Genomic DNA, 16,808 nt, shown 5'->3' with positions numbered 1-16,808 from the left:
CTTACTATCGGTAAAAACGATTGGTTATATCGAAAAAAAGCGTTTTACTAATTATTAAACCTGCTGTAACTTTGTATAAAAATTTAGCAAATGCAGTCGTTAGTTGCATTAAAATCTCCGAATTTCAGATTATTTTTCATCGGCCAATCTATCTCGGTTCTCGGTTCCTGGATACAGAAAACTGCCGTGGCTTGGGTGGTGTATCAATTAACTGGCTCGCCTTTTATATTAGGACTTATCGGTTTTGTAAGTTTGGTTCCTACGTTACTTTTATCTCCGTATGTCGGAAGTTTTGTAGAGCACAGTCACAAATATAAAGTGATGAAAAATACACAATATCTGGCGGCTTTGCAGGCATTTTTACTGGCTTTTCTGTTTTATTTTAAAATGTATAATATCAGCATTATTGTATTGTTGAGTTTGATGCAGGGAATTATCAATGCATTTGATGTAACCTGCCGACAGGCGATGATGATTGAACTGGTTGATACTAAAGAATCTTTACCGAATGCCATTGCACTGAATTCTGCCATGAGTAATCTGGCGAGAGTTGTAGGGCCTGCTTTAGCGGGAATTTTATTGTCGGTTTTTGGCGATGATTTCTGTTTTATCAGTAATTTTTTAAGTTTTATTCCTGTAATTTTCTGTTTGTATCTAATGAATCTGCCTTTTTATGAGAAAAAAACGCAGCTTTCTAACGTTTGGCAGGAACTGAAAGAAGGATTTGCCTATGTAAAAAGTGAGAAAACGATTTTTTCACAGCTTTTGCTGCTTTCTTTTTTTAGTTTGATGTTGATTCCTTTTACCACTTTGCTTCCTGTTATTGCTAAAGAAGTATTTTCCGGAACTTCAAAAACGTTTACTTTATTTGAAAGTGCGGTGGGAGTGGGTTCTTTGGTTAGCGCTGTTTACATGACCCGACTGAAACAAATCGGGAAATTGAATAAGATTATTTTGGTTTCAAGCATGATCATGAGCGGTGGACTTTTTATTGTTTCATTAAGCGGAAGTATTAATTTTGCAGTTTTAGGCTTAGCTTTAAGCGGTTTAGGAATGATCTCGCAATCAGCAGCCATTAATACGTATATTCAGCTTAATGCGCTTCCTCAGATGAGAGCGCGCGTCATCAGTTATTACATCATGGCTTTTATCGGAATGACGCCTATCGGCAGTTTATTAATTGGTTTTTTAGCAGAATATATCAGTACTCGAAATGTTCTTTTAATTGAAGGTACAATGGGGATAATTGCGACCATCATTTTTATGATGTATAGTAAAAGAAACGGAAAGCCAATTATTTCGCAGAATTAAAATGCTTTATAATCCAGTTAAGACATTCCTCAGAATCCATAATGCTCCATGAATGCGGATGCCTGAAGCCTTCCGGACGAATACCTCTGTCGTTGGTAATGATAAGGTCTGCATTTTTATGGCCTTTCAATTTTAATAAATTCATCATTGCTGTAATGTCAGTGCAGTTGAGGTCGTAAAGATCTCTTCCTCTGTTTTCCACTTCCCAAATAATGCCTGGTTCTGTATAAATAAGGATTGGAATATTCATTAAATATTTTGCATTACCACCGTCTTTATCGCGATAGGTAAACATGGATTGTTTTAAATATTTATCTCCATTTTTATCAGGCGTTCCAATGGCAGCTACCAATTCTTTGTTGAACATTTTGGCTTCGTTCACGGCAACTTCAGAAAAATTTCTTGCAATGTCCCTTTCCAGTCGATAATACATATTTTCGTAATCGAGAGGAGGATCGAGGGCAAAAATAGAATTCGGAACAAAATATGTGTTTTTATCTCTCACCGAACGTTCGGCATAGGTAATTGCCAACATTCCGCCGCCTGAAAGTCCGCCAATTGAGATTTTATTTTTAGAGATGTTAAATTTCTCCACATTATCTTTAGCAATTCGGTCTAGCAGTTTTTGATCTGCCTGATAAAAGAAATCGCCGTTTTCTTCCCAGTTAGTAAAAATGACCAAAATATTCTTATCGTAAGCCAGTTCATCAAGATAAATCTGGTTCATCACTCTTTCTGCAGTTTCTCCACCGCCTGGCAAAACGATAAGCATTCCTTCCGGTTTTCCTTCCGGAACGATTCTGTAATAAAAATTGTTGCTGTCTTTTAAACTCACTTTCTCTGCTTCCTGAGAAAATGCGTTGGTGAATATTAGGATGAATAATAGAGTAAGAAAATGATATTTCATGGTTGAGTTTTTCTTTAATCATGGTAAAGACAAGCCATCTCTATTAATGTATTACATTCGGTTTAATATTTTTACAGATATTGTTATCCTTTTAAGTGAAGTTAAAAAATGATAGTAAGGCATATTTTATATTTATTTGAAGTATTCTTAACTAGTTTAGATATTCCAAATTATCTTAATTTTATTAACATTTTTTTAAGTTATTTTAAGTTTTCATTAAGAGTTGTTTTTTTTCGTATATTTGCAAAAACTAATAATACAAAAATGTATGAAAAACCTCTGTAAGACTTCTTCTTAACAAATCTAATTACTTTTAATTTTATCACTATTTACAACATAATTTAATAAGTTATTATGGTAAAACATTTATGTCGTAAGACAGCAATTTTTATGGCTATGTTATATTCGGCCAGTGCTTTTTCTCAACTGATTGGTTCCGAAGTTCAAGTTTGGGAAAAAGCAAGTGGAAATGCTAGAGAATCAAACTTTTCGAAAGAGATAGCTCTTCTTAATTTCAATTATGGAATAAAAAATAAGTTTCTAAAAAAATATATAAAATACAGTAGAAATAAAAATCATACATTAAGTCTTGTACATCTTTCTAGAGAAGATGAGAATATATGGAAGAATGATAGTAATGGTATTTCTCTTAGTAATAATGCATACAAAAGCGAAAAACAAGGGAAGAGTATTAAGATTAGAAAAAGACCTAGTATTTTTACTTTTACTGGCATAGCTGAAAAAGGTACTTTCAAATCTGATAGTATTAAATTGAAATTTGAAGATAATAATCTGTACGAAATAATATTTTTGCCACGTAAAATGAAAATCATGGATATAAATAAGATACATTCTTATTTATCTATTAAATATGGGATCTCACTTGAGGCAGGAAAATATTATAGAAGCGATGGACAAATTATTTGGGATCCTGAAAAGCATATAGAGTATAGGTTTAGACCAACTGGATTAGGTAGGGATGATGGAAATGAGCTGTATCAAAAGCAATCGTCAAATCAAGAGGATCAATTTTTAATTATTGGAAAAAATGATATTAAGAATACGAATAATGAAAATTCGGCGGTATTTGATCAAAATAGTTTTGTCATTTGGTCTGACGATAATCAGGAGATGAAGATGAAAACTAACGGAATTTCTGATATTCTTTCTAGAAATTGGGAGATTAATTTTATAGGAAGTAATGTTCCTAAGGAAAATTATAAGGTAAGAGTTAATAAGAATATTCTAAACCCAGAATCATTACCTATAATCTACTGGATGATTTTAAAGGATTCCCAAGGTGAAACTATAAAAATTCAAGGTGTTGAAAATAATGAGTTTGTGGATTTTGATAAAGTTGACTTTCAAAAAGAAAAGGCAGGTAATATTTTTTCAAGATTTACTTTTGCCGTTAGCCCTCTAAAAAGTACTGAAAAAAATCAATCTATTGTGTCAGGATCAAATATTAATCAAGAATTATTATCATTAGATTTAGATAGAATAGTACTTTATCCTAACCCTGTGGGAAAAGGACAAACATTTACTGTAAGATTTCCTGAGATAAAAGATCTCACTATTACAATTTATGATGCTGGAGGAAGATTAATAACAATGGAAAAAATTGATAGTAAAGCTAAATCATATACACATACTCTTTCAATCCAGAGCTCTTACTTAATAAGTCTTACGCAAAGTGGAAAAGTAATTAAAACATTTAAATTAATTGTCGACTAATAATCAAATAATGAAAATAAAAAAAATGAGATTTTCTTTTACAAAGAAATCAATTCTACTAATCTTGTTCTTTTCTTGCATGTTTGTATTTGCAAGTTTCACAAAAGAAGATCGACAAAAGGTTCGAAAGTGGAAAAAAGATCTAGTAGCTAATACAAATAAAGAAGATATAGTTTCTACTACTAATGATTTAGACAAAATTATTTCTACGAAAAGAAATACTGTTGGTGAAAAGGATGGGTTATTAAGTAGTTATCCCCAAAAAAATGAATTCAAAGAACCAGATTTAGAGCATAATTCATTAGAATTACAGAATTCTTGGACTAATTCAAACTCTTTCTCAGCAAAAGAAAAAGAGGGAACAATTGGTGTGCTTTCAGATAGAGAAGAAGATCAAACCTCTGATAATTTTTTTACAATAGACCTCCCTAGCGTAAATAGTGAAAATACGAGTGCTTACATGGAATATGACCTGTTTGGATTAGCAAATCATCAGTCAGTTTCAAGATCTATTAATCATAATTTAGCTATCGGAGGGGAAATTATTGTTCCACGAGGTGAATGGAGCCATCAAAGAGAAGAACTGAATTCAGGTCTTTTAAAAAACGGTATAAATACAGTTTTATTTACATCTCCATCTCAAGGTATAAAATATAAGGTTAAAAATCTTAAAATAGTTTTTGAAAAAAAGAAAAAAGAACTAGATAGACCATTTGTGAATTCTATTATTTCGGAAAATCAATTATATGTAAAAGGATTTAGCAGATCAAAGGACCTAAATGTTAACAATATACATATAGATACTAATAATGGAGAGTTTGAAAAATTGATTCAGCTATCTGAAAAAGAAAAATTAAATGGAAATTTTTCTATTGAAGAAGATGGAAAAAGTTTTTTTTATAAAATTCCTGAGAATGCAAAGTCGTATAAAGTAATTAAGAGTGGCTATTTTAATTCTAAAAATATATTAATATCTAATGATAGAGATTTTGATATTAAATATGAAGATATTGCTATAAAAATAGAAAAAGAAACATCGGAATCTGCAAATATTAATATCTTAAAACTAAGAGAGAAAGATATTCCATCGGTTTCGAATGGTCTTAAAAATGTTACACTAAATAATTCTGCATATAGAATCTCTTTGTTGTCGGGTAAGCTTAATAAAAAGATAAAAATATCTATACCTTATGATGAAAAAAGATTAGGACAGATTTCACCAAAAGAAATAAAAGTATTCTCCTTCGATTATAATAAAAAACAATGGAAAGTAGAAACATCAGCTGTTGTAAACGAAGAAAATAAGAGTATAACTTTCGAAGGTGATGGTGACGGAGATTATATTAATGGAATTATATCTACCCCGGAAGCTCCGCAATTAAATGCTTCAAATCCTACAGGAATAAGTGGATTAAAAGCAGTTAACCCCTCTGTTATCCGTAATTTTATAGAACCTCCAACGGCTAACCAAAAAGGTTCAGCAAATATATCGTATCCTATAGTGATTCCCGCTGGACGTAACGGAATGCAACCTAATATATCTATAGGATATGACAGTAACAAAGCAAACGGATGGATGGGAGAAGGATGGGACGTAAATGGATTATCATCTATTAGTTTAGATACTCGTTGGGGGGCACCTCGTTTTGATCCAAATGATGAAACTGAGCTGTATGCTTTAGATGGAACTATGCTAGTTTATGATAATAGCTATCTTCCACACAGGCATAATGATATTAATGAGCATAGTACTGTTTTCACAACAGATAAACAAAAAAGAAGTGATTTTTTATTAGATAATAAAAAGACTTTCTTCTTAAGGAAAAATCATAATTTCAGTAAAATAGAAAGATATGGTTCTTCCCCACTAGATTATAGATGGATTGTAACTACAACTTCTGGAAGAAAAATTTATTATGGAGGTAATGAAAGTTATGTTAATGAGCAGTCTGTAATAAAAGATGAAGCGGGCAATATTATACATTGGGCTGTTTGGCAAGAAATGGATGCCAATAATAATATTATAGAATATCAATATGAAAATTTAACGATCACTGGCCAAAGTGGAGTTAACGAAAACCTTAATGGTGGTAAGTATTTTCATATAAATAAAATAACTTATACAATTGGGAAGAGATTTAGTCCTAATACGGTGTATACTGTGGAGTTTGAAAAAGAGTCTTCTATAATTAGACAAGATATTAGTATAAATGCTAAAAGAGGAGTAAAGGAAATTGAACCTTACAGGCTAAACAAAATATATGTTAAATATGGATATGAATTAATTAGAACCTATTCATTTTCTTATAAAGAAGGTGAATTTTATAAAACTTTATTAACTGGTTTTAAACATACAGATAATTCGCCTGATCAATCTTACAATAATACCACAACAGATGAGTATAGGTTTGATTATTATAATGATATAAAAGATAATCAAACAAATAGTTATACAAATTTTGCTGCAGATACTAATGTTAATGCAAGTATTGCTAATGCCTTTCCTATTTTACCAGACTTTTTAACTCCATCCAAAATTAATGCTAATTCTACCATAGAATGGGGGGTGAATGGAAGAGTAGGTGTTGGATTAAACTTTCTTTTAGCAACACAGGATCCATATGGACATGCTATGATTTCAGGTATGTTAGGATACTCTCAGGCAGAGGCTAAAAATGCACAACAGTTAATTGATTTTAATGGCGATGGAATACAGGATATTATATACAGAAGACCAAATGTTGGGCTATTTGTAAGTACAGGATCTATTTCACAAAATGGTACCCTTACGTTTGCTGATCCAAAACCTATATTAAATCTTAATAGCAACTTTTCTTATACCAAAACCAAAACAGATAATAAAGGATATGATTTCGGCTTAAAAGTTTTTGGTTTGGGATACAACAGATCTTTTGTCTGGTCTACTACCCGTAGTACAACATCAACTTTTCTTACAGATGCAAACTCTGATGGTCTTATAGATGTTGTTAAAGATGGAGAAGTATGGTTCAATAGAGTGAATCAAGATGGAAAGAATGAGATGACTAATTTCAGTGATACTACTGAAAATATGGTACTTGTTGCGGATGATGCACTTCAGAACAATGATAATGAATCTGGTTTGGATGTCGTGAAATTTTGGATCGCTCCAAAAGACGGACAGATAAGATTTAAAGATAATATAAGTATTGAAAATGTTCCTAATGCTAAGGCTGTATACTCTGTAGAGATGTTAAATCCTGGATCTACTACACCCATTAATAGTAGAATATATTTAAAAGTTCTTACTCCTTCAGTGCCTGCTCAAAACATAAATATCACAAGATATAATAGTTATTATAATGATATAAAAGATATTGCTCCCATTGAAGCAAATAATCATTTAGCTACTAATAACCGAGCATATCTGAATGTGAAATCAGGAGATAAGGTTTTTATTAGACTTCACAAAAATAATAACAAAGATTTTAAAGTATATTCAAATCCTCAAATTGATTATGTCACTAGCGTATTTGGAAGTGTGGTAATAAAACCTGTTATAAATACTGAGGCTTACAGCCAGGATGGTTTTTATGAAAATAACGGAAGCTATTCAGATAATTATTTTCTTAATAACGGGCTGAATGATCTAAGTTTTGATAATCCGGGAACTGTTACTATTAACATTCCATCAGTTACTTTTCCTCAATCCAATGATGCAATTTCATTTAAGGTAATAAAGCAGGATGTAAATTCTGGTAGTGAAACTGTAATTTATCCAACTCCCTCAACACCCGCTTTTCCTCAAAATAATGGTTCTTTTGTAACCCCGGCTCATACAATTACTGAAAGCATTATATCGGGACAGCCTGTAAAAATCAAGTTTAAAGTAGAGTCAAACACACACAGATCATTCAAACAGGCTAATTGGAATAACATTTCGGTTAATTATCAAACGAATATTTCGGGAAATAGTAATCCTATTAATGTAAAAGGAATTCCTGAATATCCGTCTTATTTTATAACAGATTTTACAGAAAAACTTTCTTTATCAAATTATTATACAGAAACTTCATCTTCAAACCAGTATTATATTAACTTCAGTAAAAACCTGCCTGTAAGTGGGCTTAAAGGGCGATTTGTTTATATTATAAAAAAAGGTAATACTGTCTTGGCAAAAAGAAGAGTTGAAGTAGATTTCCTATCAAGCCCTTATGTTGTAGAATATGATTTATTATCTAACCAAACACTTCCTAATTTTGCTCCGGTATTAATATATAATGGTACTTTACAACAAGCGATTACAGTAGACGAATTAGTAAGTATTCAAGTATATTGTGATACAGTTTCGGATGAAGGGTTTTATAAAACATATAGAAGCCATTTTCAAAATAAGCCATTTTATATTACACTTAACGATTCTACAGCTAAATCAAATTCATTTGCTGCTACATCGTTAAATTCGTCATCAATGAATCCGTATAGTTTTATTTATAATAATTACGGACAGTTTTTGTATGATCAGTCAAGTGATATGATATTTGATAAGATTGCTAATGAGTATGTGTCAAATCCAAATACACCGGCAGATTATTTTGGAAGAGTTATCAACCCCACACTTGTGCAAGGTATGAATACTCCACCTATTGGTAATTTAGCTAGTTGTGTTAATTTACCTACTCAAGCAGAGGTGGAGCAATGTATTCAACAAAATAGCGGACCTTATAATTCTCCAAATGTGGGAGCTCCACCAATTATATTTCCTTTATATCCTTTTAAAAATAGTAATAATATAGAAAAATGGATGGGTAAAGGGCTTCCTGAGCAATATGCTATGGCAGATTCATTTAAGGATGATGATTCCGTTTCTTCTTTATTTAGTACAGCTGGTATTGATCCGGAAATTATAGATATGCCAGTACAGGGAGATGTAGATACGAAAATGTATGCAATCAACAAAAGATATTATAGCAAATCAAAAACAAAAACGGTTAGCGGATCATTAGTTGTAGTTAATTTATCTAATTCCGAATCCCATTTAGAAGGTGATAAGAGTATTATGACCCAAGACTTTATTGATATGAACGGGGATGGATATCCAGATATTGTATATAAAGATAGCGCTCAACTTACCAATGCTACAGGAGGTTTAGGAAAAGGAGCAGGGGTAAATCCTAATAACCATAGTCCTTACATTAATAATTATCTTTCAAAGTCGGATAATTATCAAAATTCAAATGCTAAAGGATTCTCTATTAGCGGATTTAAAACGGCTGGGCGAATTTTATTTGGGGGTCAGTCTACTACTACAACTCAAGCAGATACATCTACACCTTGGGCAGATCCGGGAGCCAGTATTACAATTTTCAAAGATCCTTCAAAAGATGAAGGTATGGAATATTGGATGGATATCAATGGAGATGGTCTTGTGGATAGATTTAACGGAGCTGGATTTTATTCATTAAATATGGGATATAAGCTAAATGCGGGAGAATCTTATTCGGGACTAGCTTCATATTCTTCAAAACCTGTTGGAGCAGCAGGGATTGATATTAATATGAGCTTAATTTCCGGAGGAATGGATTATAATTCAGGGATGTCAATGGGGTTTGGAGTTTCAGCTAATGTTGGCGTTTCTGCATCAATGGGTACAGCTGAAAGAGTATATGAAGATATTAATTCAGACGGTCTTATTGATATACTTTACGTTGAAGGAAACTCAACTAAGGTAAGTTATAATTTAGGAAACAGATTTGCTCCTGCTGTTGCTTTATTCAAAAATTCATCAGGAAATATTGATTTTAATAATGAAGCAAAAACATATAATGGAGGTTTCTCTTTAAATGGACATTTTTATATCAATATCCCTATTTGCTGTATTTTTGTACCGCTTCTTTATTTAAAAATTGGAGCTCAAGCATCCGGAAATGTAGGGATCTCTATATCAGAGGTTGATAAGGCATTCAAAGATATGAATGGTGATGGCTTCCCAGATTTGGTTGTTTCTCATGATGGAGGATTTACTGTAAATTACTCTAAAATTGGAAAGACAAATAAACTTAAAACAGTGACTAATTACTTCTCAAAAAGTCCAGTAAATATTTTTGAGATAAATTATAGTTTTACAAAACCAACTTATGATGATCCTAATGGGAGGCTCGTAATGACGGAAACTAAAGTGTTGAATCCTGATATTTATTCAAATAATTATATGGCTTCTACACCGGGTAAAGATATTGTAAATACTTTCTCTTATGAAAAATCGAAATATGACAGAAGAGAACGTGATTTCTTTGGTTTTGAAACGGTTACTTCCAATGAAATGGAGGGAAGTAATATTTATAGATCTATAAAAAATACATACTATAATAAAGGATATTTCTTAAATGGAATACTTAAGAAAACAGAATCATTTATAGGGAATTCTCAATTAACTTCTAGTACAGAAAATTTCTATAAGCTATATAAATTTAAAGACAATAATACTAAAATTAATTTGGCTACGGTGTTGCCAGAATCATTTGATACCGGAGGACGAGAGGGGAGGAAAATGGCAACCGTTTTATTAGATCAGACAAAGACAAGAGTATTTGATAATGGTGGAAGCATTGAAACTTTGGTAAATTCCACTTATAATGAAAAAGGACAGCTTATAAAATATCAATACCAAAGCCCTTCATCAGCATATAATTCTGTAATAGAATATCATGACCCCACTGCAAATAATGTTTTAAATATTCCGAAAACTATAAAAGTTTTTCAGGGTACTTCATCTTCAAACCCTATAAGACAAAGGAAGACAGAGATAAGTACCACAGGGTTAATCACAAAAGTATCAGTTCAGCTTAATGATACAGAATTTGCAGTAACGGATATGGTTTATGATCTTTATGGCAATCTTAGTAAAATTACTTATCCAAGCAATAAGAATGGTGAGAGATACTCTATAAAATATACATATGATAGTTCGCTTTCTAAATATGTAGTACAAAGTGAGGATTCGTTTGGATATCAATCTATGGCTCAGTATGATAAAAGATTTGATGTTATAACACAGGCTACGGATATTTCTGGAAATGTTACTGATTATGAGTATGATGCTAAAGGAAGGCTTACTAAAATTCTTGCTCCTAAAGAAAAAGAACAAGGCGCTCCTTATACAATAAAATACTCCTATTATATCTATGAAGGTCATCAGAATTATTATAATGTACCTAATAATAAGTTTTTTGGGGTAACACAACACTATAACTATTATGATTCTACAAATCCTATAGAAACTATTGCTATAGCAGATGGCTGGGGGCAGGTTGTGCAAACGAAAAAAGATATTGCATTAAACAACGAAGAAAAAATGTCTATTTCTGGGCCTGCTATTAAGGATATACATGGAAGGGTAATTAAGCAATATCATCCTACATTTGAAGATAAAATGGCTTCTACAAGTCCTAATAGTAATTTAAAAATAACATTAGATCCATTTTCAGATTATTTCACTACAGCAACATATGATGCTCGAGATAGAGTAGTTTCTACTACAGACGAACTATTACATACAACAAATAATACCTATGAAATAGAGAATAATCTCATTAAGAGTACGGTGACCTTAATGCAGAATAACGCTAATGAAATAAAATCTGAAACATTTGTAAATGCTGAAGGAAAAACTGTAAAAAGTACAAATCATATACCGGGGCAGGCATTAGATACAAGATTTTTATATAATAATATTGGTGAACTTCAATCTGTTATTGATCCAGAGGGAATCACAACTACCTATGGCTATGATATGGCGGGTAGAAAAATTAGCCAAATACATCCAGATAGAGGAGGCTCTTATTTTACATACGATGAAGCAAGCAATCTTACCAGATCAACAAATGGTAATTTACTTGCAGGTCCTATGCAACAATATATACAGTATAACTATGAATATAATAGATTATCGGAGATCAAGCTTCCCGACACGCCTGGGGGGAATCCTAATCCTGCAAATGTACTATATCAGTATGGAGCGGCAGGATCAGGAAATGATGCAGGAAAACTGATTAGTAAAACTGATAACTCAGGAGTTACTGAATATGAATATGGTAATATGGGGGAAGTTATTACTGAAAATAAACAAATATCTGGTTATAATATTCCTGGAATGACATTTACTACAAAATATCTTTATGATAGTTGGAATCGTATTCTCAATATTATTTATCCGGATAATGAAAGTGTAGAGTATGAATATGATTTTGGAGGAAATTTGATGAAAATTTACGCAAAAGAATATGAATATATTAAAGATATTCAGTATGATCATTATGAGCAGCGTACATCTCTTACCAATGGTAATGATATGAAATCTGAGTTTACATATTCTCCTGCAGACAGAAAACTACAGTCACATATATTAAGTGATGGTAATGGAGTGGAGCTACTTAAAAATACCTATGCATATGATTTTGTAGGAAATATTACAGGGTTAGAAAATATAGCATCTGCATATTATGGGATGGGAGGAAAGTATCAGTTTAAATATGGATATGATAGATTAAATAGGCTTACGTCATCCGAAGGTTTATTTAATGGCGATGTTGGAGTATTTTCTATAGATAAAGCAAAGTTTACATTAGGAGTTAATTATAATGAAACTGGAGGTATCATCTATAAAAATCAGGATCATACTCAGAATGGAACGCAGAATGCCCTTAATTCTTATTCAAATGAGTACAATTATATCAATGGAACCCATAAAGTAGGCAGCATCATTAATGCATTTACAAACGAGCAAGAATATTTTGAATATGATCTCAACGGGAACCTTATTGCTGATGATAAGAATGGAGAAGTAGATCATATGCTTTGGGATGATGTAGACAGGTTGAAAGCAGTTTATAAAAAATCGGCGGGTGTTTTTCAATATTATGTTTACGATGATCAGGGAGAAAGAATTATAAAGTACAATTTGCAGGAAGTTCCTCAATTATATCAAAACGGTGTTTTGATAGAGGGAGGTAGTATGGCTATTGACAGCTACAAAATATATCCCAATGCATACGTGACCTATGATGCTAATAATATATTAACAAAGCACTATTATGCGGGGTCACAAAGAGTGGCAAGTAGAGTTGCTGATGCAGGCTTTACAGCTACTAAACAGCAACAGTCTGATACCTCAAAATCAGCTGATAAAAAAGAGCAAGCAGAACCTGAGAAAGATTTTAAAATATATCTGGAAAAAGCAGGGATCGATTTTGAGAATCTTACATTGGAACTATCTAAAAATGCAGCTTCTGAGCCCAATGTATATTACCTGCATGGTGATCACTTGGGAACTGCTAATTTTGTAACAGAACAACATGGAAAAGCTACTCAATTTTTCTTAAATTTACCATTCGGTGAAACGATGGCAGAGCAGATGATCGGAATTTATGATAATCCTTATAAATTCAATGCCAAAGAATTAGATAGCGAAACAGGGCTGTATTATTATGGGGCTAGATATTATAATCCGAGATTAAGTATTTGGTATGGGGTGGATCCATTGGCGGAGAAATACCAAGATTGGAATCCTTACGTTTATACATTTCAAAATCCCATTAAATATATTGATCCCAACGGAATGGAGCCAATACAGGGTCCAGGTGATGATCTAGATGCGTATATAAGAAGTAAGGGAGGAGTGAATGCTTTTGGTCCTCAAAAACCCCGATTTACAAAAAATGATTGGCAAAATAATTTTGAACAATGGAACTATAAAAATGAAGTCACTGCATGGAATAAATTATCTTATGCCGAAAAAAGTCAAAAAGCAAGATTATCAGCAGGACTTCAAATTCTAAATGCTGCATTTAAGCAAGACGCAGAAACAATGGCAGATCTCTTTGAAATTCAATCATATCTTGGTGGTTCAGGAATGGCAAGCGGGAGAGTAAATTCTTTCTTTAAGGTTTGGGAAACTAAAACTGACAATAATTTTGTTGGATCTTTAGCTACTAAGTTAGGAAAAGTAGTGGAAAATGTTGATCAGCCATTTTCTTTTTCCGGTGGTATGGGTGACGTTGACATTGTAACTAAGGCATATAATATTGAAGTTAAGTCAGGAAATAAGATGAAATTATCACAATCTTTGAAAAATCAATCTTATGCAGAGTCCCAAGGCAAAGACTATATTTTATACATGCCTAAGGCTACAAAAAAACAAGTCTATGATGCTGGTAAAAAAGGTATTAACGTGGTAAATAATTTTAAGACACTTCAAAAAACAATTAAATAATGCAAATATTTTCTATAATCTCATCTACATTAATTATTTTAGATAGCTTTAGTGATTTCCTATATAATTATCCTTTTTTAATATTTAATTCAAAAGATGAAGACACTGCATATTTCACCAATGCTACTAATGGTAGATTAGAAATTCTTTTCCATTATCAACCATCAGATAGTGACGAAATTAGTTCAAATTATTCAGAAGAGGAAATCAATTATTTCAATAATAAATTTAATTATCATTATATTGTATTCAATTTTCAATATAAAGATGAAATATTTTTAGATAAAATGTTGATAGATTTTAAGAATTTACTTTTAAAGAGAAATCCCGATGCTAATAATTCAGTTCTCTTTGAACATCCATTAAAAGGTTTTATCTCTTTTTAAAGATTGTATTACCAGTTACCATACAGATCCGTGTGGTAACTTTTAGAGATAGCATTTTAGATAATATTATCACATATCAGTCAGAGGCAACACAATATTTCTTAAACTGATCATGCAGAAAGACAATGCATGAAAGAATGTATGGGTAGTATTTCTGTTTAATTTAATTCGAAAGAATTTGATGAAGATGCACGTCTTTATTATTTACATAGAGACCATTTCGGAACGGAAATATTTGTTACCAATTCTAAAGCAGAAGCGACAAAATTTTTCCTAAATTTACCTTTCGGTGAAACAATGTTGGAGCAGATGGATGGCTCTTATAATAACCCGATGTCTCGGATTTGTTATTCGTGAGGAGATAAAAAACAAATCCATCGCTTAGCGGTGGATTTTTGTGTTTTTAAAAAGTAATAATATCTTTAAGCTTAATAGGTTTTATAAAAGCCAAAGTGGCTGGAAATATTGTAAGACATTAATAGAATATAATATGGAAAACTCAATAAAGTATGATGTAAATGAATTATTAGATTTAGCAGAGGTTTATTTTAATGAATATTGGTACGATTTAGTAATGAATGATATTAAAGAAAAATGCATAGAAGATAAGTTATATTTAAAAAGAATATCAGTAAACTTTAATTTTTCTGATAAGGATGAAAATAATATTGTAGAAAAGATAGCGATTGAAGTACCTAATATTAACATCTATTTAGAATTATATTTATCACAACAACTAATAGGCTATTTTAGTTATTTTTTAGATTTAGAGTTTAATTTTTTGGATGAGTTTATTTATTATAATTTAGAGTAAATTATTAGCTCCACGCACGCACGATTATGGGGCATGTATTCGATTATATTTTCGGTCATTAATTTGCTAAAAACCAATTAATACAAATCGAGAGTAGGAGATAACTTGCTCTCGATTATTTTCGAAGGAAAAAGAACGAGATAGCGCGGATTTGTAACCCCGATGTCTCGGATTTGTAATCTGTGAGAAGATAAAAAACGACACTATCCCTCAAAGTGTATAAGTTAAAAAGTCAGGGCTTGGATTTTATAATCTGAGCCTTTTTTCAAAAATAAGCATAAATTGGTTAAGAACATTTCTGATCGTGACATAATTACTGAAAAGTTTGATGGATTTAGGAGGAATAATACGGCAAAGATTTTAGGCAACAACGCGAAATCAGGGACTTGAAATCACAAAAAAAGCCATCTATTTTAGATAATTATAAAAAACCAAAAGATAATTTGCGAGTAAGACGATGATTAACCCAAAATCCCTAAGCAATATGAATTTTAAAACAAAAATAGTTGTGATTTTATTATCCTCTTTATTACTTACGAATTGTAAAGAGGAAATGAAGAAATGTGTAAGTCAATCTACCGATACTAATGTAAAACTATATAATGATTTAACAGATCAGTTGATACCTTATTTTTTTAGAGAAGATTATTTAGGTGAAAAAAGATATTTTGATAGTTTAAGAGTTCATGATGATGATTTATATATCGAAGAGAAGACAAAAGCGCACAACGAAATTTTTAATCATCCTGAAAAATTTTGCAATTTGTATATAGATTCTACTAAAAATAAAAATACTGATTTTGCTACAGGTAGTACCGAAGATAATATAAAATACATACAAAGAAAGAAGGATTTTTTTAAGACTTTTCCAATAGTCCAGATATTATTAAAAATTTAAGCCTACGAAGTTCTATAAAAGCAAATCAATTTAATTTGTGTACCGCAAAAGTGCTGGATCTGGCAGAGTATGATAAACATACAAATGAATGTGAGATAGGTGTTGTCTATTTTTCAGAGATTGTATTCGATACTTCAAAAAAAAGAGCATTAGTTTTTGTTGACCATCATATAAAAAAAGATTATTACGGTAGAAATGCTATATTTAAACTAAGATTGCATGATAATTATTGGGAAATAGAAGATGTTATGTTAGTGTCAACTTCCTAATTTCCGGCTCTTTCCCGATAGCACGGATTTGTAATCCGTGAGAAAATAAACATACAAAACCCATCGCTAAACGGTGGGTTTGTGTTTTAAAAAAAGCGACAATATTTTTAGTTTGATTATTTTTTATAAAAAAGAGTTAGGCAACATAACGCAGACTTATGGTCTGCTTATAAAGCTTTTTTATTTGCATATTTACTCTACTATTTTTAATGAAACTTGTTTTAAAAGAAAATAAAAAAA

At 31.5% G+C, this 16,808-nt stretch carries 8 protein-coding genes; 7 read left to right on the top strand and 1 reads right to left on the bottom strand.

The features are described from left to right. Positions 1-90 precede the first annotated feature (90 nt). Positions 91-1,311 (top strand): MFS transporter, encoded by a 1,221-nt coding sequence (locus OXQ85_RS02450; RefSeq protein WP_267402129.1) that lies wholly within the window; start codon positions 91-93, stop codon positions 1,309-1,311. Here OXQ85_RS02450 and OXQ85_RS02445 read toward each other — a convergent pair. Continuing rightward, a complete protein-coding gene (locus OXQ85_RS02445; RefSeq protein WP_267402128.1) occupies positions 1,295-2,218 on the bottom strand; it encodes a hypothetical protein in 924 nt (307 codons plus the stop codon). The genes OXQ85_RS02450 and OXQ85_RS02445 overlap by 17 nt on opposite strands. 354 nt (positions 2,219-2,572) lie before the next feature. On the opposite strand from OXQ85_RS02445, the gene OXQ85_RS02440 reads away from it, so the two are divergent. From OXQ85_RS02440 to OXQ85_RS02415, 6 genes are all read left to right on the top strand, one after another. After that, a complete protein-coding gene (locus tag OXQ85_RS02440) occupies positions 2,573-3,952 on the top strand; it encodes a T9SS type A sorting domain-containing protein (RefSeq protein WP_267402127.1) in 1,380 nt (459 codons plus the stop codon). A gap of 10 nt (positions 3,953-3,962) precedes the next feature. Continuing rightward, complete coding sequence (locus OXQ85_RS02435; protein ID WP_267402126.1) at positions 3,963-14,201, top strand: RHS repeat-associated core domain-containing protein; 10,239 nt, start codon at positions 3,963-3,965, stop codon at positions 14,199-14,201. Continuing rightward, on the top strand, positions 14,201-14,587 hold the full coding sequence (locus OXQ85_RS02430) for a hypothetical protein (RefSeq protein WP_267402125.1): 387 nt from the start codon (positions 14,201-14,203) through the stop codon (positions 14,585-14,587). Before OXQ85_RS02435 ends, OXQ85_RS02430 begins: the two co-directional genes overlap by 1 nt. A 490-nt stretch (positions 14,588-15,077) precedes the next feature. Beyond that, positions 15,078-15,401, top strand: coding sequence for a hypothetical protein (locus OXQ85_RS02425; RefSeq protein WP_267402124.1), 324 nt, complete (start codon positions 15,078-15,080; stop codon positions 15,399-15,401). Positions 15,402-15,885: 484 nt separating this feature from the next. Further along, positions 15,886-16,299, top strand: coding sequence for a hypothetical protein (locus OXQ85_RS02420; protein ID WP_267402123.1), 414 nt, complete (start codon positions 15,886-15,888; stop codon positions 16,297-16,299). A 50-nt stretch (positions 16,300-16,349) separates the two neighbouring features. Further along, a complete protein-coding gene (locus tag OXQ85_RS02415) occupies positions 16,350-16,568 on the top strand; it encodes a hypothetical protein (RefSeq protein WP_267402122.1) in 219 nt (72 codons plus the stop codon). Positions 16,569-16,808 lie beyond the last annotated feature (240 nt).

The organism is Chryseobacterium sp. GM_Chr_2 (assembly GCF_026540445.1).
In the GTDB taxonomy this organism is placed as follows: Bacteria; Bacteroidota; Bacteroidia; order Flavobacteriales; family Weeksellaceae; genus Chryseobacterium.
Note: the sequence above shows the minus strand (reverse complement) of the source record. Positions and strands in the feature narration are given on the sequence as shown.